This window comes from Streptomyces sp. NPDC002309 (assembly GCF_053593375.1).
In genome coordinates this window covers 1-23,375 of sequence record NZ_JBSFCI010000067.1, presented here as the reverse complement: position 1 = coordinate 23,375, position 23,375 = coordinate 1, and the positions used below count along the sequence as shown (strand labels likewise).

The window sequence follows — 23,375 nt, the reverse complement described above, 5'->3', positions numbered from 1 at the left end:
TCTGTCGGCACCGCCCACGCCTACGTCACCACCGTGACCGGTCTGCTCGCCGACCGCGCCCCCGGCCTGCTCAGAACCCTGCGTGAGCACGATCCAGACTTCGTTGGGGTCACCGAGCGCCCTCTCTGCCACAGGTCATCGCCCTGATCACGGCGGTCCCCGCGCTCGCCACCACCTTCAGTCTGACGCTGGCACGCGGGGAGCGGCACGAGGCGTCCGTGTGCGGACACCTGCGGGTGACGGGGCGCAGCGACGACGAACTCGTCGCCGCCCGGCGGGCGTTGCAGGCCGCGGCGCGGCACACGGGCACCGGGCTCGCCCGCCTCGACCGGGAGCAGGTACCCGGCATGCTCGCCACTCTGCCCCTGGGAGGCGCCCGGTGAGGTCGATGTCCACACACGCCGGGCAGGTCACCGGCCCCGGTGAGGAGCAGAGCACCGCTCCACGGACGGCACGGGAGCTGCTGCGCCGGGGCTTCGGCCTGATCGGCCCCCGGCACGCGCGGCACTCCGTTCCCGTGCACCAGTTGGAGGCGTTCACCCTGCCCGTCGGCGACGACGGCGTCGTGATCGGCGTCGACGCGGAGAACCGCCCCGCGGTGCTGGGGATCAACCGGCCGACCCCGTACGACATCGTCCTCATCGGCGGGCTGTGGACCGCCCAGGTGATCGCCCTCAGGGCTGCTGCGACCGGCGCGCGTGTCGCCGTGGAGACAGGACGTCCGCAAGCCTGGATGCAGATGGTGCACGCCATGGGCGGCGGGCAGAACGGCCTGGCCGTGCATGATGTCGGCCGGGTACCTCCGCAGGGCAGTTCGGCGGGGACGCCCGTATTGGTGGTGCGGGACTGCGGCATGCGCCCGCCACGCGGCCGGGTCGTCTCCGGTCCCTGGCAGTCGGTTCTGACCGTGCTGCCGTATCTCAGCCCGGTGGCTCCCCGGCTCGTACGGCGGGCGCGACTCGTCGGCGTGCAGCGCGTCTCCCCGGACGAGGCCGCGGAACTCGGGCGCACCATGGCCCTGCTCCGGGCGGATGTGGACTCCCTGCCCACCCTGCCTGACGGCCTCACGCTCTGGTGCACCGATCGTGACCGGCACTACGTGATGACCCAGCCCACGGACACCGAACTCGGCTTGCTGGGCACACCGCGAAGGATGGATTGACTCGGCAGTCCGACGTGAAGTGCGTGTGCGCGCAGTTCATCCCGGTCTTCGACCGTATCAACCTCCGCTATCTGTCGCTTTGTTCACTTGAGAGGTGTCCCACGGACAGGCTTCGGGTCGAAAGTGACACCGCGAACCGGCCGTGATGGAGTGGACGGGCCTGCCGATGTGCACGGCGTGGTGATTAGGCTGGTACCGGGCGCGACGCCAGTACCCATGGAACGGCGTCCGCACCACAGGGGGAGAACCGTGGATCGGACGACCTCGGATCGACCGAGCCCGAAACGTCATGGTCGCCCCAGCACGCCGTGAGGGTGCTCGACCACACCAGGAGGAATTGTGAGCAGCGATCGGGACGGGATCCGCGGGGGCTGGGCGACGCCCGGCGATGACCAGCCCGACGCGGAAGCCGCCATCGACATGACGGGCGAGTTCACCATCGACTACGCGCCGCCTGCCTGGTACACGCAGAACGCGTCCGGGGCGTCGGTGGATTCGGAGGAGCCGGATTCCGGTGCGCCGCAGTCCGCGGCTTCCGGGGGGTTCGGGGGTGGTGCGGGCCCATCGGTCCCTCCGGCTCCGGCCCCTGCTCCGGTGCACGCCTCCGTCCCGACATCCCCGCCGCCCTCCGAGTTCGGGCCCGGGTCCCATCCGCCCGTGCAGCCGACTCCGGGCGTGCAGCCCGCTCCGCCCGTGCAGCCCGCTCCGGGCTTGCCTTTCACGCCGCCCGCGCCTGTGCCGATGCCCGGCGTACCGTTCACGCCCCCTCCGGCGGCTCCGGAGCCGGGAATTCCGTTCCCTCCGCCGGTCGCACCGCCGGCCGGGGAACACGCAGGTGTGCCCAAGTTGCCCGAGGGAAGCGGGTTCGAGCCTCAGCCGCCGGTCGCGCCCGCCCCCGAGGCCGCCCCTGCGCCTCCTGTTCCTCCCGTCCCTCCTGTTCCTCCTGTTCCTCAAGGCTCCGAGAGTTCCGGTCCCGGGAACGGGAGCGTGGAGAGCGGCGCCACCATGCGGTTCTCCGCCGCCTCCCTGCAGCGAGAGATCGCCGACCTCGCCGCGGCGGCCGACGCCGCTGCCGAGGCCGAGACGGAGGCCGAGGTTGAGTCCGATTCCGGGTCAGAGTCCAGGTCCGAGCCCGAGTCCGACGTCGAGGCTGGTGAGCAGGTCGAGGGTGCCTCCTCGGACGTCGCGAACGAGGCCGACGGCACCGCGGACACCGAGGAGGAGACTCCCGACGCCGACACCGACGCCGATGCTCAGGTGAGTGCCGACCAGCCCGACGACGCCTCCGCCACCGACGCCGAATCGAGCGACTCCTCCGGCCCCGCCGAGGCGGACACCGCCGACGCTCCCGTGGACGGTGGACAGGGCGCACCCGACGCGCCCAGCGCCTGGACTCCCCCGCCCACCCCGCAGAGCGGCGTGCCGCCGTTGCCGCCGTCGTACCAGCCCGCGCCCCCTGCCCCTGCTGCCCCTGCCCCTGGCGCCGAGTGGCCGCCGAAGGCACAGACCCCGCCGCAGCAGCCACAGGCGCCGCAGCCGGAACCCACCGCTGCCCAGGGCCAGCCGCCCCTGCCTCCGCAGCAACCGCCCTTCCAGCCGCAGCAACCGCCGCAGCCGGGGCAGCCCGCGTGGGCCCCGCCTGTCCAGGAACCGGCTCCCCCCGCCCCCGTCATCCCGCGCCAGGCCGCCGAGGCCAACGCCCAGCCGGGCTACGGCTTCCCGCAGCCCGGCGTCCCCCAGGCGCAGGCCGGTTACGGCTTCCCGCAGCCCAGCGCTCCCGACGCCCAGGCCGGTTACGGCTTCCCCCACCCCGGTGCGCCCAACGCCCAGGGCGGTTACGGCTTCCCACAGCCCCCGGCACCGCCGCAGGGCGCCCACCCCGGCGTCCCTCCGCAGCCCACCGCCCCGAACGCGCCGAACCCCTCGCAGGACCCCCACGCGCCTCAAGCGCCCCAATTCGCGCAGCCCGCACAGCCCGCACAGAACCAGCAGCACCCCCAGCACCCTCAGTACCAGCCGCAACACCCCCAAGAGCCCCCGCAGCCCGCACAGGCCCCGCACGCCCCGCACGCCCCGCAGGGATACCCCCAGCCCCCATACCAGCCCCAAGGCCAACCCCAGCCCCAGCCCCCGCAGCCCCAACCCCCTCACCAGGCGCACCCGCAGCAGCCACCGGCCCAGCCCGTGGACCCCCGCCTCGGTACCGCCTGGCCACAGCCCCTCCAGCACGACCAGCGTCAGCCCACCAACCCCGGTGCGGCGCCGCTCGGTTACACGGCTGCCGTCGAGCTGTCCTCCGACCGTCTGCTCAACAACAAGCGGCAGAAGGCGAAGAGCGGACGTCCGACCGCCTCCGTATCCCGGTTCAAGCTGGGCGGGAAGAGGGAGGAGGCCGAGCGACAGCAGAAGCTGCAGCTCATCCGGACGCCGGTGCTCTCCTGCTACCGCATCGCCGTGATCAGCCTCAAGGGCGGCGTCGGCAAGACCACGACGACCACCGCCCTCGGCTCGACCCTCGCCATCGAGCGGCAGGACAAGATCCTCGCGATCGACGCCAACCCGGACGCGGGCACGCTCGGCCGCCGGGTGCGCCGGGAGACCGGGGCCACCATCCGCGACCTCGTCCAGGCGATCCCGTACCTCAACTCGTACATGGACATCCGGCGGTTCACCTCGCAGGCGCCCTCGGGCCTGGAGATCATCGCCAACGACGTCGACCCGGCCGTCTCGACGACCTTCAACGACGAGGACTACCGGCGCGCGATCGACGTGCTCGGCAAGCAGTACCCGGTCATCCTCACCGACTCGGGCACCGGCCTGCTCTACAGCGCCATGCGCGGAGTGCTCGACCTCGCCGACCAGCTGATCATCATCTCGACGCCGTCCGTGGACGGTGCGAGCAGCGCCAGTACGACGCTGGACTGGCTGTCCGCGCACGGCTACGCCGACCTGGTCTCACGCTCCCTCACGGTCATCTCGGGTGTGCGCGACACCGGCAAAATGATCAAGGTCGAGGACATCGTCTCCCACTTCGAGACACGGTGCCGTGGTGTCGTCGTCGTCCCGTTCGACGAGCATCTCTCCGCCGGCGCCGAGGTCGATCTCGACATGATGCGGCCCAAGGTGCGGGAGGCGTACTTCAACCTCGCGGCCATGGTCGCCGAGGACTTCGTACGCCACCAGCAGATGCACGGCCTGTGGACCAGCGACGGCAACCCGCCCCCCGTCGCCGCCCCGCCGATGCCGGGTCACTCCTACCCCGCTCAGCCGGTGCCCGGCCAGCCCATGCCCGGCCAGTACGCCCCCGGCCAGCCCTATGCCCCGCAGCCGGGTCACCCCGGTCACCCGCAGCAGCCCGGCCACCCGGCGGCGCCCCCGCCGCCGCACCCGCAGCACGGTCAGCAGCCCCAGGCCCCCTACCACCCCCAGCACCCCCAGCACCCCGGATACGGCTACCCGCAGCCCGGTCAGCCCGAGGGGCCCCCGCCCCAGCAGTAGCGAAGGGCCGCGAACAAACACGAAGGGCGGCCGGTGCCCCACAGGCACCGGCCGCCCTTCACGTCCGACAAGCACGCGCCGCTCAGGCACGCGTCGGAGACGTACCTACGACGAAGTCCGCTCCGCCGCCGCGATCAGCTCGCGGCACCGCTTCACGTCCTGCGCCATCTGCTCCAGCAGAGCGTCCAGCGTCTCGAACTTCGCCTGTCCGCGCACGAACGCCAGGAAGTCCACCGTGACGTGCAGCCCGTACAGATCGAGCCCGACGCGGTCGATGGCGTACGCCTCCACCGTGCGCTCGGTCCCGTCGAACTGCGGGTTGGTGCCCACGGAGATCGCGGCCGGCATGGCCTCGCCCTGAGCCGTCAGCCACCCCGCGTAGACCCCGTCCGCCGGGATCGCGGTGTGCGGCAGCGTCTCGACGTTGGCCGTGGGGAAGCCCAGCTCACGGCCGCGCTGCGCGCCTCGTACGACGACGCCCTCGACCCGGTGCGGTCGGCCGAGGATCTCCGCGGCCCCGGACACGTCGCCCGCGCCGACCAGCCGCCGCGTCAGCGTCGAGGAGAAGGGCTCGCCGCCACCCGCTTCGCCGGACACGGACAGCTCGATGACCTCGACGTCGAAGTCGTAGACCTTGCCCTGCTCCGCCAGGAACTCGACGTTCCCGGCGGCGCGGTGACCGAAGCGGAAGTTCGGGCCCTCGACGACCGCCTTGGCGCGCAGCTTGTCGACCAGGACCTTGCCCACGAAGTCGGCGGGCGAGAGCTTCGAGAACTCCGCCGTGAAGGGCAGGATCAGCAGCGCGTCCACGCCCAGCTCGGCCATCAACTCGGCACGGCGGTGGTGCGGGGCGAGGAGCGGCGGGTGGCTGCCGGGGCGGACGACCTCGCTGGGGTGCGGGTCGAAGGTGACGACGACCGCGGGGACGCCCAGCTCTCGGGCGCGCTCCACGGCGTGCCGGATGATCAGCTGGTGCCCGCGGTGGACACCGTCGTAGGAGCCGATGGTGACGACGCTGCGTCCCCAGTCCTCGGGGATGTCCTCCAAACCACGCCAGCGCTGCACTGTGACCGCTCCTCGAACCCGTGTCCGTCTCTGCCTCTTACGCAGGTCTAAGGGTGCCATGCCGAGCGGGTTCGGCCCGCACCGGCATGGGGGCTGTGACCGGACGCACGTGTTCCCGCCGGTCATGCGGGGATCCGTACACCGGCCAGACTCTCGATCATGCGGCGGGTGCTGGGGCCGACGACCGCCGCCCAGTCCTCCGGAGCGTCGTTCAGCCAGTGCGCCACACGGGCCGCGAATCCCGGGATCGCACGGCCCAGGTCGAGGAGGGCGCAGTCGAAACGGGTGGCTCCCGCCGGGGTGCGGACGAGGTTCATGCCCGTGCGGTGGACCAGGGCGCGCAACTCGTCGCCGCCGTGCCGGGCGGCACTCCGCAGCAGTGCCTCCAGAACGGGCACGGCATGCTCGTGGACGAGGAGGAAGTCGCAGATCTCACGGCGCAGGGCGCGGGAGGCGGGGGCGCCGGGCGTGCCGAGGACGTCGGCGAGCGCCGTCCGCAGCTCCTCGGGCCCACCGTCGAGCACTCCGGTGACCAGCGAGAACAGCACCGCCCTGGCACCGCAGCACCCCCCGGCGCACGTGCAGCCGCCCCTCGGGCCGCCGGCAGGCCCCTCGACCGCCCCGCACCCGACGTCCAGCCGTCGATCGACTTGGGCGGCCACGGGCCCGGCCCACTCCACCCGCAGGGCCACCGCCTCCCGGACGACCTCCGCGACCCGCCGGACCAGCGCCGGGCTCCGCCCGCCACCGGGCACGAAGAGCCTGGCCTCTCCCCTGAACGGCGCCTCGGCGAGCGTGCCCAGCGCCTCTCCCGTGAAGAGCGCCTCGGCGAGGGCGCGCAGCACCTCCCCGGCGTCCGCCCTCCGCAGCCGGGTGCGGAAGGCGTCCAGCACCGGCTCGGGGTGGGTCACCAGAGCCGTCGCGAGCGCGGACGCGGGCATCCGTGGATCCCCGGCGCCGAAGTGCTCGACGGCCCGGGGAAGGTACCGGGCCCGGGTACGCGGATCTTGTACGAGCAGGGCGAGCGCCCCGCCGTGCAGTGCGCGGTCGGCCGGGCGGGCGAGCAGGGCCAGGGCGGCGTACCGCAGCAGCTCGCGGTCGGTGTCGGCCCGGACGTGCGGCGCGACCAGCAGTCCGTGGGTCACCGCCGCGGCCCGCCGCGCCGGCCGTTCGTCGTGCGCCCACCGGTCCACGGCCCGGCACACGGCGGCGGGCTCCTCCTCGGCGAGTACGCCGAGCAGCTCGTCGCCCCGCGGGTGGGCACCCTCGGCCAGCACCTCCGTGAGGTCGTCCGGCGCCCGGTGGCGATGGGTGTGCAGCAGCGCCTGCGCGGCCGTCGCCACGGTGGCGTGGGGCGCCGCGGGGAGCACCCGCTCGTCGTCGAACCAGCGGACGAGGTGCGGCTGCACGGCGGCGGGGTCGGCGGCGAGCAGCTGTGCGGCGGCGTCGAGGTAGCGGTCGCCGCCGGCCGGGGCGATGTCGGCGAGAAGCAGACGGCGCAGCAGATCGAGGCGATCGGCACCGCTCAGCGCCGGTTCCGCCCAGAAGGCGGGCCCGAACTCCGCCGGTACGGCCCGTCCTCGTCGCCGCCGCTCGACGATCGTCTCGGCGAGCAGCCGCAGCACCCGCAGATACGGCTGGGCGTCCGGCACCCGTCGCAGTGTCTCGCCGAGCAGTCGGGCCGCCCACCACGAGTGCGGGTCCACGTCCAGGGCGCGGACCATCTCCTCCAGGCGGACGGCGAGCCGGTGCGTGCCCTGCTGCCTCGCGAGCAGGAGCAGGGCCTGGACGACGGGGCCGGCGCGGTGGTGCGGTACGGGGTCCGGGTCGTCGGGGTCCGGCGCGTGGTGGTGGACCAGCGCGCGCAGGGCCTCGTCCAGGTCGAGGTGCGTGCCCTGGATCCAGTCGGCGAGTTCCTCGTGGGCGAAGCGGTAGCCGGTGCCGACGTGGACGAAGAGTCCCTCGGAAAGTACGGCGGACGCCCAGCCGGTGCCGGTGCACGTGCCCGCGCCCAAGCCCGTATCTGCGCCTGCGCCCGCCCCGATCACTACGCCCGTTCCCGAATCTGCGCCCGCACCCAAGCCGACACCCACGCCCGTTCCCGGATCCGCGCCCGCACCCAAGCCGACACCCACGCCCGTTCCCGAATCCGCGCCCGCGCCCATACCGGTGTCGCCGCCCCGCCCGGCCGGGGCCGGATCGCACGGGAAAACCTCCTCGAAGGCCTCGCGGGTCAGCTCCCCCTGCCCGGGTCCGAGACTGCGCCGGGCGGCCTCGTGCACCCGCCCGGCCACCTTCGCCGCCAGCCGCCGCACGTCGGTGCCGCGCCGGCCCCCGTCCTCGCCGGCGAGCCGGACGGCCACACGCAGGCACATCAGGTCCAGGTGGGCGGTGAGGACGTCGTTCCGGTCCGGGGGGCCGGACCTCAGCGCGTCCGGGGTTGCGGCGAGGACCTCGGAGAGGAGGCGGAGCGTGAGCGGGTGGCGGGCGTCGGGTGCGGCGAGGGCGTCCTCGGGGATGCCGTGGCGGACGCGGGCCTCGCGGGCCTCGTCCTCGTCGAGGTCGCCCAGCGGGACGCAGGGCGGCAGACAGGCGGGGCCGCCTGGGTGCAGGATCTCCTCGGGGAACGCCGCCCCCGCCCGTTCCCAGTACTCCGCCCGGCACGCCACGACCAGCCGCGCCCCGGTCTCCCGAAGCCAGCACGCGGTCCCCTCTGACCATGCGCCCCACCGATGGTCCAGGCCCGACGGCATCTCCTCCGGACCGTCGAGCAGGAGGAGCAGGGGACGGCCGGCGGCACGGGCGAGCGCGGCGAGGCGTCCGGCACCGGCGTCACCGAGAGGCGCCTCCCCGCCGCCGGGCGACGCCTCGCCCTCGGCAGCCGCGAAGCCCGCGGCCCCGTCCCGTATCCCGGCGAAATCCGGCACCTCCTCGCCGTCGGCCGGCGTCACGCCCCGCGCCGCCCGGCTCAGCACCCGCCCGACGGCCACCGCCACCGACTCGTCCCCGTCCCGCAGGTCGGCTCCCCGCAGCCACACCGTCGGCGCCGGTACGGTTCCCCGGCCGCGCCGGGCGGCCAGCGCCGCGAGTTCCGTCGTACGACCGCTGCCCGGCGCCCCGACGAGCCCGAGGACGGCGGCCGACCCCTCGGTGAACGCGGCGAACTCCCTTATGACACCCGCCCGTTCGACAGGCTCTGCGCCCGTTCCCGGCAGATCCCCGACCGCCCGCGCACGGGCCCCGACCGCCCCACCGGCTCCCACCGACAGCGCCCCCAGCTCCAGCACCCCGCCAAGATTGAGATCCGCCCCGTACGCGGGCACTGTCGCCGCGTTGCGGGCGAGCACGTGTGTCAGGGGCCCGCCTCCGGCCGGCCGTAGCGGCACGGCGAAGCCGCAGTCCCGTTGACCGGTGTGCAGCGCGGTGCCGAGCACGGCGACCACGGCGCCGGTGGCGGCGTCGACGACCGGCCCCCCGGCCGCCCCGCCACCCAGCCGCAGAGCATCCCGCCCGTCCGTGCCGATCGCGAGTTGCAGCACGTCGTCGAGTTGCCGGAAGCGATCCGTGGCCGTGTACGTCACCCCCGCCACGGCGCCCAGCACCCGCGCCTGGCGCCAGCGGCCCGCGGCGATCCAGACGTAGGTGCCTGTCGCGACGCGGTCCCGCGCGGTGACCGGCAGCGGGCGGACATCCAGGTCCCCGGCGCGCACGAGGGCCAGGTTCCGCTCCGGAAGGGAGGTGACCGCCTCGGCGGTGACGACACGGCTGCGGGTTCCGGCGCGCAGGAGGAACCGGCCCAGACCGTCGACGGCCTCGTGACTGGTGAGGACCGTGCCCTGGTGGTCGGCGACGAAGCCGGTGCCGCGCGGGCGGCCTGCGAGGTCGTGGATGCGGACGAGGACGTCGTCACCGAGTCCGGGCGCGCCGCCTCGCGGTGGGGTCCGCCGGTCCGGTCGCGCCATGGTCGAACCTCCCCGCCGTACCGCCGTACACCTGTGCTCCGAGGTCGACGGTAGGGGCGGGGTGATCAGGGAAAAAGCGGGGTGGGCGAACGCGCCCCCCTGCACACCCCTGGTTCACTCCGAGCGCCCGCCCGGCCGGGTGAACGGACCGGGGTCGCTGGACAGACCTCAGGGGTGGGGGAACCGATGGGGGACCGTGGAGCAGCGGGAGTGCAGGGCCCCGTGACCGCCGCTCCACGGGCGGGCGAGGTACAGGCCCCATGGCCGCCGCCACTCCACCGCCGGGCGAAGTACAAGCCCCATAGCCGCCACTCCACCGGCAGGCGAAGTACAAGCCCCATAGCCGCAGCCACCCCACCGCCGGGCGAAGAACAAGCCCCCATGCCCGCCGCCACTCCACCGGGGGCAAAAGCGACCCGGCCGTCAGCCGAAGACGGCGAGGCTCTTGGCCTTCCCCCGCTGTGCCTCCACGAGGGCCAGGAAGCGGCCCTGGGGATCGAAGACGGCCACGGCACGGGAGCCCTCGTACTCGTCGGGCATGTCGAGCCGCACACCGTTGAGGAGCAGCCGGGCCCGCCTGTCGTCCACGTCCCAGCGCGGGAACGCGGCGGTGGCCGCCTCGGCGATCGGCATCACCGTCAGCTCCTTCTGGAGCTGGTCCAGCGTGCGCGCTCTGTCCAGCTTGTAGGGCCCGACGCGGGTCCGGCGCAGCGCGGTGAGGTGGCCGCCGACGCCCAGGTCGGCGCCGAGGTCACGGGCGAGGGCGCGGATGTAGGTGCCGGAGGAGCAGACCACGGACACGACCAGGTCGAGCACGGGGGTGCCGTCCTCGGCGACGGCCTCGCGGACGTCGTACACGCTGAACGACGAGATGGTGACGGGCCTGGCCGGGATCTCGAAGTCCTCGCCGTCCCGGGCCCGCTTGTAGGAGCGCACGCCGTCGATCTTGATGGCGCTGACCTTGGACGGCACCTGCATGATCTCGCCGGTGAGCTTGGCGATCCCCGCGTCGACGGCGTCCCGGGTGACCTTCGAGGCGTCCACCGACCCCGTGATCTCGCCCTCGGCGTCGTCGGTGACGGTGTTCTGGCCCAGGCGGATCGTGCCCAGGTACTCCTTCTCGGTCAGCGCGAGGTGCCCGAGGAGCTTGGTCGCGCGCTCGACGCCGAGGACGAGGACGCCCGTGGCCATCGGGTCGAGGGTGCCGGCGTGGCCGACGCGGCGCGTCCTGGCGATGCCCCGCATCTTGGCGACCACGTCGTGCGAAGTGAAGCCCGACGGCTTGTCGACGATGACAAGGCCGTCGGGCGTGGAGTGCTTCTGGGTCATGCGCTGGTGTCGTCCTCGTCCTCACCCGGCTTCTTGTACGGGTCGGCTTCGCCGGCGTAGTGAGCGCCGGCCGAGGCCTCACGCACCTTCTCGTCGGACTGACGGGCCTTGTCGAGGAGGTCCTCGATGGTCCGGGCGGTGTCCGGAAGGGCGTCGGCGACGAAGGTGAGCGTCGGCGTGAACTTCACGCCGGCCGCCCTGCCGACCTCGGAGCGCAGGATGCCCTTGGCGCTCTCCAGACCGGCGGCCGCGGCCACCCGCTCCTCCTCGTCCCCGTACACGGTGTAGAAGACGGTCGCCTCCCGCAGGTCACCCGTCACCCGGGTGTCCGTGATGGTGACGTGCGAGCCGAGCCGCGGGTCCTTGATCCCGCGCTGCAGCTTCTGGGCCACCACCTCTCGGATGAGGTCCGCCAGCCTCTTGGCACGCGCGTTGTCGGCCACTGGTCCGTCTCCCGTTCTTCCCTGATCTACGTTCTCTGGTCAGTCGTCGTCGCCGTGGAAGCGGCGTCTCACCGACAGCAGTTCCACCTCGGGGCGCGCGGCGACCAGCCGCTCGCACCGGTCCAGCACGTCGCTGATGTGCCCCGCGTCGCCGGACACCATCGCCAGACCGATCCGGGTCCTGCGATGGAGGTCCATGTGATCCACCTCGGCCGCGCTCACCGCGTACTTCCGCTGGAGTTCGGCGACGATCGGGCGGACGACGGAGCGCTTCTCCTTGAGCGACCGTACGTCGCCGAGGAGGAGGTCGAAGGACAGCGTCCCCACAAACATGTATGCAACCGGTTCACCCGCCGGTCCGGGATCGACGGCCCCGCCGGCTGGACGGGCGGGGACATCAAGAACGGTACCGCGCCCTTGCCGGGGGCTCGACCGGGTTTTGCCACGGGGCCGGCCGCAGTGCGGCGGCCCCGTGGCAAACCGAGGTGGCCGACGGGCACAGGTCCCGTCGGCCACCGTCAGCCACTGGCGTTACGCCCGCGGCTTCTCGCGCATCTCGTACGTCGCGATGACGTCGTCGACCTTGATGTCGTTGAAGTTGCCGAGGTTGATACCGCCCTCGAACCCTTCGCGGATCTCGGTGACGTCGTCCTTGAAGCGACGCAGACCCTCGATGTTGAGGCTCTCCGCGACCACCTTGCCGTCGCGGATGAGGCGGGCCTTGGTGTTGCGGCGCACCTCGCCGGAGCGGATGAGAACACCCGCGATGTTGCCCAGCTTGGACGACTTGAAGACCTCGCGGATCTCCGCCGTACCGAGCTCGACCTCCTCGAACTCCGGCTTCAGCATGCCCTTCAGGGCCGCCTCGATCTCCTCGATCGCCTGGTAGATGACCGAGTAGTAGCGGACGTCCACACCCTCGCGCTCGGCCATCTGCGCCGCGCGGCCGGCCGCGCGGACGTTGAAGCCGATCACGATGGCGTCCGAGCCCATCGCCAGGTCGATGTCGGACTCCGTGACCGCACCGACGCCGCGGTGCAGGACCCGGATGTCGACCTCTTCGCCGACGTCGAGCTGGAGCAGCGAGGACTCCAGGGCCTCGACGGAACCAGAAGCGTCACCCTTGATGATGAGGTTGAGCTGCTGGACCTCGCCGGCCGCGAGCACCTTGTCCAGGTCCTCCAGGGAGACCCTGCGGGTGCGCTTGGCGAAGGCCGCGTTGCGCTCGCGCGCCGCGCGCTTCTCGGCGATCTGACGGGCCGTGCGGTCCTCGTCGACGACGAGGAAGTTGTCGCCGGCGCCCGGGACGTTGGTCAGACCCAGGACCTGGACCGGCGTCGACGGACCCGCCTCGGCGACGTTGTTGCCGTTGTCGTCGAGCATGGCGCGCACGCGGCCGTAGGCGTCGCCCACGACCATCGTGTCGCCGACCCGCAGCGTGCCTCGCTGGACGAGGACCGTCGACACGGCACCGCGGCCGCGGTCGAGACGGGACTCGATCGAGATGCCCTGCGCGTCCTGGTTCGGGTTGGCCCGCAGGTCGAGCGAGGCGTCGGCCGTCAGGATCACGGCCTCCAGCAGCGAGTCGATGTGCAGACCCTGCTTGGCGGAGATGTCGACGAACATGGTGTCGCCGCCGTACTCCTCGGCCACGAGGCCGAACTCGGTCAGCTGACCGCGCACCTTGGTCGGGTCGGCACCCTCGACGTCGATCTTGTTCACCGCGACCACGATCGGCACGTCGGCCGCCTTGGCGTGGTTGAGCGCCTCGACCGTCTGCGGCATGACGCCGTCGTTGGCCGCGACGACCAGGATCGCGATGTCGGTCGACTTCGCACCACGGGCACGCATAGCGGTGAACGCCTCGTGACCCGGGGTGTCGATGAAGGTGATCTTGCGCTCTTCGGCGTTGACCTCGGTCGCGACCTGGTAGGCACCGATGTGCTGGGTGATGCCACCGGCCTCGCCCGCGATGACGTTCGTCTTGCGGATGGCGTCCAGCAGACGGGTCTTACCGTGGTCGACGTGACCCATGACGGTCACGACCGGCGGACGGACGACCAGGTCGTCCTCGGAGCCCTCGTCCTCACCGAACTCGATGTCGAAGGACTCGAGCAGCTCGCGGTCCTCCTCCTCGGGGCTGACGATCTGGACCGTGTAGTTCATCTCGCCGGCGAGGACCTCGAGGGTCGCGTCGGAGACGGACTGCGTGGCCGTGACCATCTCGCCGAGGTTCATCATGACCGCGACGAGCGACGCCGGGTTGGCGTTGATCTTCTCCGCGAAGTCGGTGAGGGAGGCACCGCGCGACAGGCGAATGGTCTCGCCGTTGCCGCGAGGCAGCATCACACCGCCGACCGACGGGGCCTGCATGGCCTCGTACTCCTGGCGCCTCTGCCGCTTCGACTTGCGGCCGCGACGCGCGGGACCGCCGGGACGTCCGAAGGCGCCCTGCGTGCCACCACGGCCACCGGGACCACCGGGACGACCGCCGAATCCGGGACGACCGCCGCCGCCACCGAAGCCACCGCCGCCGCCGGCACCGGGGGCACCGCCACCGGGACGACCGGCGAAGCCGCCGCCACCACCGGGACGACCGGCGCCACCGCCGCCGCCACCGGGGCGACCGGCGAAGCCGCCGCCACCACCGGGACGACCGCCACCGCCGCCACCGGGACGACCGGCACCGGCCGGGCCGCGACCGCCGCCGGGACCGGGGCGCGGGCCGGCAGCGGGACGCTGCGGCATCATGCCGGGGTTCGGACGGGGGCCCGCGGGACCGCCACCGGGACGCGGGGCACCGCCCTGCGGACGCGGCATCGCGCCGGGGCTCGGACGGGAGCCCGGAGCCTGGGGACGCGGACCGCCGCCCTGGCCACCGGGGCCCTGCGGACGGGGACCGGCGCCGGGGGCACCGGGGCCACCACCGGGACGCTGGCCCTGCGGACGGGGCGCCTGCGGGCGCGCCATGCCGGTGGAGCCGCCGGAGGTGAAGGGGTTGTTACCCGGACGCGGGCCGGCCGGACGAGCGCCGGGACGCGGCGCGGGAGCGCCGGGACGCGGGCCCTGACCACCGGGGCGCTGGCCCTGGCGGTCCTGGCGCTCGGGGCGGTCCTGGCGCTCCTGGCCGCCCGGACGGGCACCGCCGGGCTTGGGGGCACCGGGACGGGCACCGCCGGGCTTGGAGCCGGACGCTGCGGCCGGGGCGGGAGCCGACGGCGGAGCGGTGAACTCCGGGGCGGCCGGTGCCGGACGCGGCGCGGGCCTGGGGCCCGGCGTCGGACGCGAACCCGAGGACGGTGCGGGCGCCGGAGCGGCGGGAGCCGCCGGGGCCTCGGGAGCCGCCGGGGCCTCGGGCTGCTGGGCAGCCGCGGGCCTGGGTGCGGCCGGCTTGGGTGCGGCCGGACGTGCAGCCTGTGCCGGCGAAGGCACGCCGGGCTTGGGTGCGGCCTTCCGGGGGGCGGGCTTCGCGGACTTGCCGTTGCCACTGCCCTGCTGGAAGGCGTCAGTCAGTTTGCGTACTACGGGCGCCTCGATCGTCGAAGACGCCGATCGGACGAATTCACCGAGTTCCTGGAGCTTGGCCATGACGACCTTGCTCTCCACACCGAACTCCTTGGCGAGTTCGTATACCCGGACCTTAGCCACTTCGCTCCTCTGAGGTCCGGGTTGCGGCCGGACCGTCGCTAGTTCATGGGCGTACTCATCGCGTACTCATCGAGTGCTCATCGCAATCTCGACCTGCTTTCGACTCGCGAGGTGTACCGGGCCGCACGGGGGCTTCCGTACGGCGCGCTTTCCTACCGTGTTGCCTGCTCGGCAACTGTCGTCCGCTCGACGAACCGGCGCAACGCGTTTGTGTCGGGCGCTCCTGGGGCACGCAACGCCCTCGTGAACGCCCGGCGACGTATCGCCTGGTCGAGACAGACCAAGGCGGGGTGTACATACGCACCCCGGCCGGGCAGCGTACCGCGAGGATCGGGGACACATTCGCCCTTGATCTCCACGATGCGCAGCAGCTCGGTCTTGGCCGCTCGCTCCCGGCACCCGACACAGGTGCGCTCCGGGCATGCGCGGGCACGCGTCCGGCCAGACACTGCTAAGTCTACCTCCCCGTAACGACCTCACCCCTCCGGGGTAGAGATCGAACAGTCACAGCACCGATAACTGTCGTGATCCAACCCACACGGGGCCGAGATCTATTCCTCCGGCTGTTCGGTGTCCGGACGGATGTCGATCCGCCAGCCGGTGAGCCGGGCGGCGAGCCGGGCGTTCTGCCCTTCCTTGCCGATCGCCAGCGACAGCTGGTAGTCCGGCACCGTCACCCGCGCGGATCGGGCCGACATGTCGACGACCTCGACCTTGGACACCCGGGCGGGTGACAGGGCGTGCGCCACCATCTCGGCCGGATCGTCCGACCAGTCGACGATGTCGATCTTCTCGCCGTTCAGCTCGGCCATCACGTTGCGCACCCGCCCGCCCATGGGGCCGATGCAGGCGCCCTTGGCGTTCAGGCCCGAACGGGTGGACCGGACGGCGATCTTGGTGCGGTGGCCGGCCTCCCGCGCGATGGCGGAGATCTCGACGGACCCGTCGGCGATCTCCGGCACCTCGAGCGCGAACAGCTTCTTCACCAGATTGGGGTGCGTACGGGACAGCGTCACCGACGGACCGCGCACGCCCTTGGCCACCCGGACGACGTACGACCGCAGCCGCATCCCGTGCGGGTAGGTCTCGCCGGGCACCTGCTCCTGCACCGGCAGGATGGCCTCCAGCTTGCCGATGTCGACGAGCACGTTCTTCGGGTCGCGGCCCTGCTGGACCACGCCCGTGACGATGTCGCCCTCGCGGCCGGCGTACTCGCCGAGCGTGGCGTCGTCCTCGGCGTCGCGCAGTCGCTGCAGGATCACCTGCTTGGCCGTGGTGGCGGCGATCCGGCCGAACCCGGACGGGGTGTCGTCGAACTCGCGGGGCTTCTGGCCCTCGTCGAGGTCCTCGAAGTCCTCCTTCGCCCACACGGTCACGTGTCCGGTCCCCCGGTCGAGCTCCACGCGCGCGCGGCGACGGCTCCCCTCGGTGCGGTGGTAGGCGATGAGGAGGGCCGCCTCGATCGCCTCGACCAGCAGGTCGAAGGAGATCTCCTTCTCCCGTACCAAGCCCCGCAGGGCGCTCATGTCGATGTCCACGGCTACGCCTCCTCTTCCTTCTTGTCCTTGCGGCTGAACTCGACCTGGACGCGCGCCTTGGCGATGTCGCCGAAGGCGAGCCTGCGCGCGGTGGGCTTGCGTCCCTTGACCCCGGGGATCTCCAGCTCGACGCCCTCGTCGTCCACGGTGAGGATCCTCGCCACCAGCTCGCCGCCCTCCGCCAGTTGGAAGCCGACCAGCCGGCCGGTGGCGCGCACGTAGTGGCGATGCTGCGTCAGAAGGCGTTCCGCGCCGGGAGTTCCCACCTCGAGGGTGTACTCGCCCTCGCCCATCGCGTCGCTCTCGTCGAGCTTCGCCGAGAGCGCGCGGCTCACATCGGCGATCAGGTCGAGATCCGCTCCGGAGTCGGAGTCGACGACGACGCGCAGCACTCTCTTGCGTCCGACGGAGTCCACCGCGATCTCCTCGAGATCCAGACCCTGGGAGGTGACGAGCGGTTCGAGCAGTTCTCGCAGCCTCTCGCTCTGGGTGGTGCTCATCCGGGTGACTCCTCGGCCGCGTGTGCTGTTGTGGGTAGGTCGCGTGTCTGGTGAAAGGGTATCCGGTCCCGGACGGTGATGCCGTCCACCTGGGTCTGCGCGGTGCCGGTGAGTGGCCTCGGACACATGCACGGGTACGGTGATCACGGGCATGCCGCCCAGTCCTTTCGTACGAGCCTTCGAGGACGTCAGCCGTGCCGTTTCCCCTGCCGCCGCGCGTGCCCTCGGGGCCGCGCAGAAGGACCCTGCTCGCGTCCGCCGCGGGCGTCACCCTGCTCGCCGGCTGCTCAAGCGGCCCCGACGGCTCCGACACCACGGGGGGCACCCCGTCGGCCGCGACCCGGGCACGCGCGCGTGCGGCCCGGGACAGCGACGGCCTGCTCACCAGGTACGACGCCGTGATCGCCGCCCATCCCGGGCTCGCGGAGCGGCTGCGGCCGCTGCGGGACGCGGCCGAGCGGCACGCGAAGGCGTTCGGCGGCGTGCTGAAGCCGCCCTCCCCGAGCGCGACGGCCTCCGCGGGCACCAGGTCCGTCGCGCTGAAGGTGCCGGACACCGCGCGGGCCGCCCTCACCGAACTGGCCGCCGCCGAACGCGCGCTCGCGGACCGGCGGGCCAAGGCGCTGCTCGGCCTGCCGGGTGAGCTGGCGCGGCTGCTCGCGTCGGTGGCGGCGGCCGGCGCGGCACACGCGTATCTGCTCACGGAGGGGAAGGGCACGGCATGAGCGAGGCGAAGGACGGGGAGCTGCGGGCCCTGCAGGCGGCCCTGGCCGCGGAGCACGCGGCGGTGTACGGCTACGGCGTGGTCGGCGGGACGATCGGCGAGGCGCGGCGCGCCGAGGCACGGACGGCCTACGACGCCCATCGCGCCCGGCGGGACACCCTGGTGCGCCAGGTGCGCGCCCTGGGCGCCGAGCCGGTGGCCGCGGCCGCCGGGTACGCGCTGCCGTTCCAGGTGACCGACCAGGAGACGGCGGTCCGGCTGGCCGCCGAACTGGAGGAGCGCGTGGCCGGGGTCTACTCCGACCTGGTGCGGGCGGCCGGCGAGAAGCTGCGGGGCACGGCCGCGGCGGCGCTGCGGGAAGCGGCGGTGCGGGCGGTGCGCTGGCACGGCCGGAGCGTAGCCTTTCCCGGGCTCGCCGAGCGGGCCGGCGCCGCATCGGCGTCAGCGACGCCGACGACACCGACGGCGTGACGCCCAGCGGAAAAGGGGACATCTCGCGTATGGCTTTCGAAGCGCCACAACGGCTGGTCAGGGCGCTCGGTGAGACGGCGGCGGCCGGTGACGACTGGCTGGAGAAGCTACCGGAGGCGGCCGAACAGGCCGTTTCTCTACGCGAGTTGACGGTGGAACGGGTACAGGTGCCGGGCGGCCGGAGCAGTCTGGTGCTGCTGGTGCGACGGGCGGACGGTACGCCCGCGGTGCTGAAGCTCGCCCCGCCCCGGGCCCGCCCGGAAGGGGAGCGGGCCGCGCTGGCGCACTGGGGCGGCCTGGGGGCCGTACAGCTGCTCGAAGCGGGCGAGGGGGGTGCGCTGCTGCTGGAGCGGTTGCATCCGGAGGTCTCGGTGCGGTCCCTGCCCGAGGCGAAGGCGGTGCTGGAGGCGGCGGGGACACTGCGGAAACTGTGGGTGGAGCCGCCGCGGGCACACCCCTTCGAGACCGTGGCCGGGCGCACCGGGCGGCAGGCGGAGGCGATGCGGGCGAGCGCGGACGCGGACGCCGATCTCGTCCCGCTGGTCGACGCGGCGCTCGCGGCCCGCGAGGAACTGCTGGCCTCGCCTCCGGAACACCGGCTGCTGCACGGCACGTTCCGGCAGAGCAAGGTGCTCTCCGGGGACCGGATGCCCTGGCTGGCGGTCGGGCCCGATCCGGTGGTCGGCGAGTGCGCCTTCGATCTGGCACGGCTCGTCCGGGACCGGGTGGAGGACCTGATCGCCACGCCGTCGGGTGCCTCGACGACCCGGCGGCGCGTGAAGCGGCTCGCCGAGTCGCTGGAGGTGGACCAGGAACGGCTGCGCGGCTGGACGCTGTTCCGGGCCGTGGAGTCGGGTGTCCGGGCCCGGCGGGTGGGCCGGGTGCAGGACTCGGAGCTGCTGCTGGAGTTCGCGGGCTGGCTGTGAGCCGGGGCCTGCCGGCCAGGGGCACTGGGGCCACGGGAACCGGCGGCCCGCTGTCGGTCCGGAGTCACACCCCGGACACTTCTGTCGGACCACCTGGCCACGGAACCGGCCGACAGCCGCGAGCCACGACCGGACACACCCCGGACCACCCGGACACGAGCCGGCCGGGAGCCACGCACAGGGCACGCCCCCGTAGACGCGCCCCCGAAGATCCGGAGACAGGCCGGCCGGCACCCGAAGCAGCGGGACGGGCCGGATCCCGGCGCGACCACGACCGGCCGGCACCGGACGGACGGCCCGGATCTGCGCGACAACGAACTGCCGTCCCCGGACAGCCGACCGGGCAGACGGCCCGGACGGGCCTGATCCGCGGCGACCGCGACCCGCCGTCGACGACGGCCGACCGGCGGCGCGGGTCGGCTGGCGGCGCGAGTCGGCCGGCGGCGCGGGCCGACCGGGAGCCGGGGCGAAGGCTGTGCCGCTCGCCCCGGCCGCGGATCAGGCGGTCAGGCGGGCGATCGCCTCGTCGACCGGCAGTTCCTCGCGCTCACCCGTCCTGCGGTCCTTGAGCTCGACCACGCCCTCGCCCGCGCGCCGTCCGGCCACGAGGATCTGCGGTACGCCGATCAGTTCCGCGTCGGTGAACTTCACGCCGGGCGAGACCCCGGCGCGGTCGTCCACGAGGACGCGGACGCCGGCCGCGGCCAGCTTGCCGGAGACCTCCAGGGCGAGCTCGGTCTGCAGGGCCTTGCCCGCGGCGACGACGTGCACGTCGGCCGGAGCCACCTCCTTGGACCAGCACAGGCCCTTGTCGTCGGCGGTCTGCTCGGCGAGGGCGGCCACCGCGCGGGAGACGCCGACACCGTAGGAGCCCATGGTCACGCGGACCGGCTTGCCGTTCTGGCCGAGGACGTCGAGCTTGAGGGCGTCGGCGTACTTGCGGCCCAGCTGGAAGATGTGGCCGATCTCGATGGCGCGGTCCAGCTTGAGGCCGGTGCCGCACTTGGGGCAGGGGTCGCCCTCCTGCACCACGACGACGTCCACGTACTCGTCGACCTCGAAGTCACGGCCCGCGACGACGTTCTTCGCGTGCGTGTCCGCCTTGTTGGCGCCGGTGATCCAGGCCGTGCCCGGCGCCACGCGCGGGTCGGCGAGGTACTTCACCTTCTCGCCCAGGCCCTGCGGGCCGACGTAACCGCGGACCAGGTCCGGGCGGTTGACGAAGTCCTCGACGGTGACCATCTCGACGGCCGCCGGGGCGAAGTGCGCCTCGACCTTGCCCAGGTCGACCTCGCGGTCGCCGGGCACGCCGACGGCGACGATCTCGCCGGCCACCTTCACGAGGAGGTTCTTCAGGGTGGCGGAGGCCGGGACGCCGAGCGAGGCGGCGAGGGTCTCGATGGTCGGGGTGTCGGGGGTGGGGATCTCCTCGGCGGCCGGGACGCCGGTCGCGTCCACGGGCTTCAGCGCGTAGGTGATCGCCTCGGTGTTGGCCGCGAAGTCGCAGTTCGGGCAGTCCGCGAAGGTGTCCTCGCCGGCCTCGGCCGGGGCGAGGAACTCCTCCGACTTGGAGCCGCCCATCGCGCCGGCGGTCGCCGCGCAGATGCGGTAGTCCAGGCCGAGGCGCGTGAAGATCTTCTGGTACGCCTCGCGGTGCAGGGCGTAGGAGTGGGCGAGGCCCTCGTCGGCGACGTCGAAGGAGTAGGAGTCCTTCATCAGGAACTCGCGGCCGCGCAGGATGCCCGCCCGCGGACGGGCCTCGTCCCGGAACTTGCTCTGGATCTGGTAGAGGATGACGGGCAGGTCCTTGTAGGAGGACGCCTGGTCCTTCACCAGCAGGGTGAAGATCTCCTCGTGGGTGGGGCCGAGGAGGTAGTCGCCGCCCTTGCGGTCCTTCAGCCGGAACAGCTCCTGGCCGTACTCGTCCCAGCGGCCGGTCGCGTCGTACGGCTCGCGGGGCAGCAGCGCGGGCAGCAGCACCTCCTGGCCGCCGATCGCGTCCATCTCCTCACGGACGATCCGCTCCACGTTGGCGAGGACCTTCTTGCCGAGCGGCAGCCAGGACCACACGCCGGCGGCGGTGCGGCGGACGTAACCGGCGCGGACGAGCAGCTTGTGGCTGAGGACCTCGGCGTCCGCCGGGTCGTCGCGCAGAGTCTTCGCCATCAACTGGGACATGCGCTGGACCGATGCGTTGGCCATGGTTCTCGTACTCCTGCTGCGTAAGGGTGGTGCCAAGGAGGTTAGCCGGGCGGTACGGGACGGTGGAAATCGGTTATCGGAGCAGCGGCAGCGGGGCGCCCATCACGGCGTACGGCTTCGGGGCGCTGGGGAAGTGGACCTGGCGGGCGAGGTCCTGGTAGCCGAGGGAGCGGTACAGGCCGCGGGCGGGGCTGTCGGTGTCGATCGCCGAGAGGATGGAGCGAGGTTCGGCCGCCGTGTCGGTGATCGCGGTGATGAGCGTCCGGCCGATGCCGCGGTTCTGGTGGCGCGGGTGGACGTGCAGCTCGGTGATCACGAAGGAGTCGTCGAGCCATTCGTCGTGGCTCCGCGCGCGCAGGTAGGGCTCCACGACCGTGGACCACCAGTGGGCGCGGTCGTTGGGCATGCCGTAGACGAAGCCGACGAGGCGGCCTTCCGCGGTGGCGCCGAGGGCCCGGGCGCCGGGGTAGCTCATGTGGCGCAGGACGATCTGACGGCGGACGGCGATCTCGTCGGGGCCGAGGCCGAACGCGACGGCCTGGACTGCCAGGGCCTCGTCCACGTGGGCGGGAAGGTCCAAGGGGCCGATGACGAGGTCCATGGCGGGGAGCTTACAGGGGGGTTTCCGTGGTCCATCGGGTACCGGTGCGCGGCGGCCGTAGGCGCGGGTCGGCTCGCGTGCGGCGGGGTCTGGAACAGGACACCGGCGGGGTTAGAACAGGACACTCATGAAAGCGCCGACCTCCCGGAAGCCCACCCTCCGGTACGTCCGTCTCGCCGCCGTGTTGTAGTCGTTGACGTACAGACTCACGACCGGGGCGACGTCCGCGAGGGCGTAGCGGAGGACCGCCGCCATGCCGGGGGCGGCGACGCCCTTGCCCCGGTACTCGGGGGCCACCCAGACGCCCTGGATCTGGCAGGCCCGGTCGGTCGCGGCGCCGATCTCCGCCTTGAAGACGACCTTGCCGTGTCCGTCGACGCGCGCGAAGGAGCGTCCGGCGCCGACGAGTTCGGCGACGCGGGCCTGGTAGAGCAGGCCGCCGTCGCCGGCCAGCGGGGAGACGCCGACCTCCTCGGTGAACATCGCCACGCAGGCCGGCATGATCGTCTCCATCTCGTCCTTGCGGACGCGACGGACGTGGGGGTCCGGGGCGATGTCGGCGGGCATCCGGTCGGTGACCATCAGGGGCTGGTGGGCGCGGACCTCGCGTGCGGGGCCCCAGTGGGGTTCGAGGAGCCGCCAGAGCTGGGCGGTGGGGTCGGCCGGGCCGACCACGGAGGAGCAGCGGCGGCCGGACCGGCGGGCGCGGTCGGCGAAGGCGCGTACCGCGCGCGGGGTGGCGCAGATGGGGACGAGGTTGGCGCCCGCGTAGCAGAGGGACGTGAGCATGCCGTCCTCGTACCAGCCCCACATCTCGCCGCCGAGCCGCCACGGGTCGAGACCGGCGATCTGGACCCGGGAGGTCACGAAGGCGTTGGCCACCGGCTCACGGTCGAGGACGGCGAGTGCGGCGTCCAGGTCGCTCGGTTCGAGGACCCGGGAGGTCGTCTGGGTCAACACGGGCGGGGCCTCACGGGTGGGGTCTGCTGATCTCCGCACTGTACCCGCGGAAGCCGAGCGGTGCCGCCCCGCGTCGGCTGCCGGACCGGTGCGAGGGGCGTGCGCCCGCCGGGCCCCGCGGTTCGCGTGGCCGGGCGGGCACAGGTCTCGTGCGGCCGGTCGCCCGGCTGCCCGCGCCCCTTCGCGGCGTTCGTCAGCCGGCGACCGAGACGGACGGCTCGCCCGACATCACGCCGTCCGCCTCCATCTGCTCGGCCAGCTTCATGGCCTCTTCGATCAGCGTCTCGACGATCTTGGACTCCGGGACGGTCTTGATGACCTCGCCCTTGACGAAGATCTGCCCCTT

The 23,375-nt window shown here is 73.1% G+C and carries 17 protein-coding genes and 3 pseudogenes; 7 read left to right on the top strand and 13 right to left on the bottom strand.

Annotated features, from left to right (window positions below; genetic code table 11):
- The 4 genes and pseudogenes from ACWCPM_RS33030 to ACWCPM_RS33015 all read left to right on the top strand — a co-directional run.
- A pseudogene (locus ACWCPM_RS33030) lies at nucleotides 1-105 on the top strand (IS5/IS1182 family transposase); the annotation flags it as partial.
- A 2-nt stretch (nucleotides 106-107) separates the two neighbouring features.
- Nucleotides 108-383 (top strand): annotated as a pseudogene (locus tag ACWCPM_RS33025) (type VII secretion protein EccE); the annotation flags it as partial.
- Nucleotides 384-388: 5 nt separating this feature from the next.
- On the top strand, nucleotides 389-1,162 hold the full coding sequence (locus ACWCPM_RS33020) for a hypothetical protein (RefSeq protein WP_450979959.1): 774 nt from the start codon (nucleotides 389-391) through the stop codon (nucleotides 1,160-1,162).
- 339 nt (nucleotides 1,163-1,501) lie between these two features.
- A complete protein-coding gene (locus ACWCPM_RS33015; protein WP_450979958.1) occupies nucleotides 1,502-4,660 on the top strand; it encodes an SCO5717 family growth-regulating ATPase in 3,159 nt (1,052 codons plus the stop codon).
- Between the two features lie 105 nt (nucleotides 4,661-4,765).
- Here ACWCPM_RS33015 and ACWCPM_RS33010 read toward each other — a convergent pair whose 3' ends face one another.
- From ACWCPM_RS33010 to rimP, 9 genes are all read right to left on the bottom strand, one after another.
- A complete protein-coding gene (locus ACWCPM_RS33010; protein WP_450979957.1) occupies nucleotides 4,766-5,725 on the bottom strand; it encodes a bifunctional riboflavin kinase/FAD synthetase in 960 nt (319 codons plus the stop codon).
- 122 nt (nucleotides 5,726-5,847) lie between these two features.
- Complete coding sequence (locus ACWCPM_RS33005) at nucleotides 5,848-9,687, bottom strand: trypsin-like peptidase domain-containing protein (protein ID WP_450979956.1); 3,840 nt, start codon at nucleotides 9,685-9,687, stop codon at nucleotides 5,848-5,850.
- Between the two features lie 423 nt (nucleotides 9,688-10,110).
- Nucleotides 10,111-11,016 carry a tRNA pseudouridine(55) synthase TruB gene (gene truB, locus ACWCPM_RS33000; RefSeq protein ID WP_450979955.1) on the bottom strand — a complete coding sequence of 302 codons (906 nt, stop codon included), beginning with the start codon at nucleotides 11,014-11,016 and terminating at the stop codon, nucleotides 10,111-10,113.
- Entirely contained in the window at nucleotides 11,013-11,459 is a 447-nt protein-coding gene (gene rbfA / locus ACWCPM_RS32995) for a 30S ribosome-binding factor RbfA (RefSeq protein WP_450979954.1), read from the bottom strand. Before rbfA ends, truB begins: the two co-directional genes overlap by 4 nt.
- Nucleotides 11,460-11,498: 39 nt before the next feature.
- Nucleotides 11,499-11,792 carry a DUF503 domain-containing protein gene (locus ACWCPM_RS32990; protein ID WP_450979953.1) on the bottom strand — a complete coding sequence of 98 codons (294 nt, stop codon included), beginning with the start codon at nucleotides 11,790-11,792 and terminating at the stop codon, nucleotides 11,499-11,501.
- A gap of 198 nt (nucleotides 11,793-11,990) precedes the next feature.
- Nucleotides 11,991-15,107, bottom strand: a complete 3,117-nt coding sequence (gene infB / locus ACWCPM_RS32985) for a translation initiation factor IF-2 (RefSeq protein WP_450979952.1) — start codon at nucleotides 15,105-15,107, stop codon at nucleotides 11,991-11,993.
- Between the two features lie 152 nt (nucleotides 15,108-15,259).
- On the bottom strand, nucleotides 15,260-15,556 hold the full coding sequence (locus ACWCPM_RS32980) for a YlxR family protein (RefSeq protein ID WP_450979951.1): 297 nt from the start codon (nucleotides 15,554-15,556) through the stop codon (nucleotides 15,260-15,262).
- 102 nt (nucleotides 15,557-15,658) lie between these two features.
- Nucleotides 15,659-16,645 carry a transcription termination factor NusA gene (gene nusA / locus ACWCPM_RS32975; protein ID WP_450979950.1) on the bottom strand — a complete coding sequence of 329 codons (987 nt, stop codon included), beginning with the start codon at nucleotides 16,643-16,645 and terminating at the stop codon, nucleotides 15,659-15,661.
- A gap of 2 nt (nucleotides 16,646-16,647) precedes the next feature.
- A complete protein-coding gene (gene rimP, locus ACWCPM_RS32970) occupies nucleotides 16,648-17,145 on the bottom strand; it encodes a ribosome maturation factor RimP (protein ID WP_450979949.1) in 498 nt (165 codons plus the stop codon).
- A 194-nt stretch (nucleotides 17,146-17,339) separates the two neighbouring features.
- Here rimP and ACWCPM_RS32965 point away from each other — a divergent pair, with 194 nt between their 5' ends.
- From ACWCPM_RS32965 to ACWCPM_RS32955, 3 genes are read left to right on the top strand one after another with little or no spacing between them, the layout of a single operon-like run.
- Entirely contained in the window at nucleotides 17,340-17,870 is a 531-nt protein-coding gene (locus tag ACWCPM_RS32965; RefSeq protein WP_450979948.1) for a hypothetical protein, read from the top strand.
- Nucleotides 17,867-18,340, top strand: coding sequence for a ferritin-like domain-containing protein (locus ACWCPM_RS32960; protein ID WP_450979947.1), 474 nt, complete (start codon nucleotides 17,867-17,869; stop codon nucleotides 18,338-18,340). Before ACWCPM_RS32965 ends, ACWCPM_RS32960 begins: the two co-directional genes overlap by 4 nt.
- Before the next feature lie 29 nt (nucleotides 18,341-18,369).
- The gene (locus ACWCPM_RS32955; RefSeq protein WP_450979946.1) at nucleotides 18,370-19,266 is read left to right on the top strand and encodes an aminoglycoside phosphotransferase family protein; all 897 of its coding nucleotides are present in this window, start codon (nucleotides 18,370-18,372) and stop codon (nucleotides 19,264-19,266) included.
- Nucleotides 19,267-19,764: 498 nt separating this feature from the next.
- Here ACWCPM_RS32955 and ACWCPM_RS32950 read toward each other — a convergent pair whose 3' ends face one another.
- The 4 genes and pseudogenes from ACWCPM_RS32950 to ACWCPM_RS32935 all read right to left on the bottom strand — a co-directional run.
- Nucleotides 19,765-21,468, bottom strand: coding sequence for a proline--tRNA ligase (locus ACWCPM_RS32950; protein WP_450979945.1), 1,704 nt, complete (start codon nucleotides 21,466-21,468; stop codon nucleotides 19,765-19,767).
- Between the two features lie 73 nt (nucleotides 21,469-21,541).
- Nucleotides 21,542-22,069 carry a GNAT family N-acetyltransferase gene (locus ACWCPM_RS32945; protein ID WP_450979944.1) on the bottom strand — a complete coding sequence of 176 codons (528 nt, stop codon included), beginning with the start codon at nucleotides 22,067-22,069 and terminating at the stop codon, nucleotides 21,542-21,544.
- 111 nt (nucleotides 22,070-22,180) lie between these two features.
- Complete coding sequence (locus ACWCPM_RS32940; RefSeq protein WP_450979943.1) at nucleotides 22,181-23,029, bottom strand: GNAT family N-acetyltransferase; 849 nt, start codon at nucleotides 23,027-23,029, stop codon at nucleotides 22,181-22,183.
- Between the two features lie 193 nt (nucleotides 23,030-23,222).
- Nucleotides 23,223-23,375: pseudogene (locus tag ACWCPM_RS32935) on the bottom strand (flavodoxin-dependent (E)-4-hydroxy-3-methylbut-2-enyl-diphosphate synthase); the annotation flags it as partial.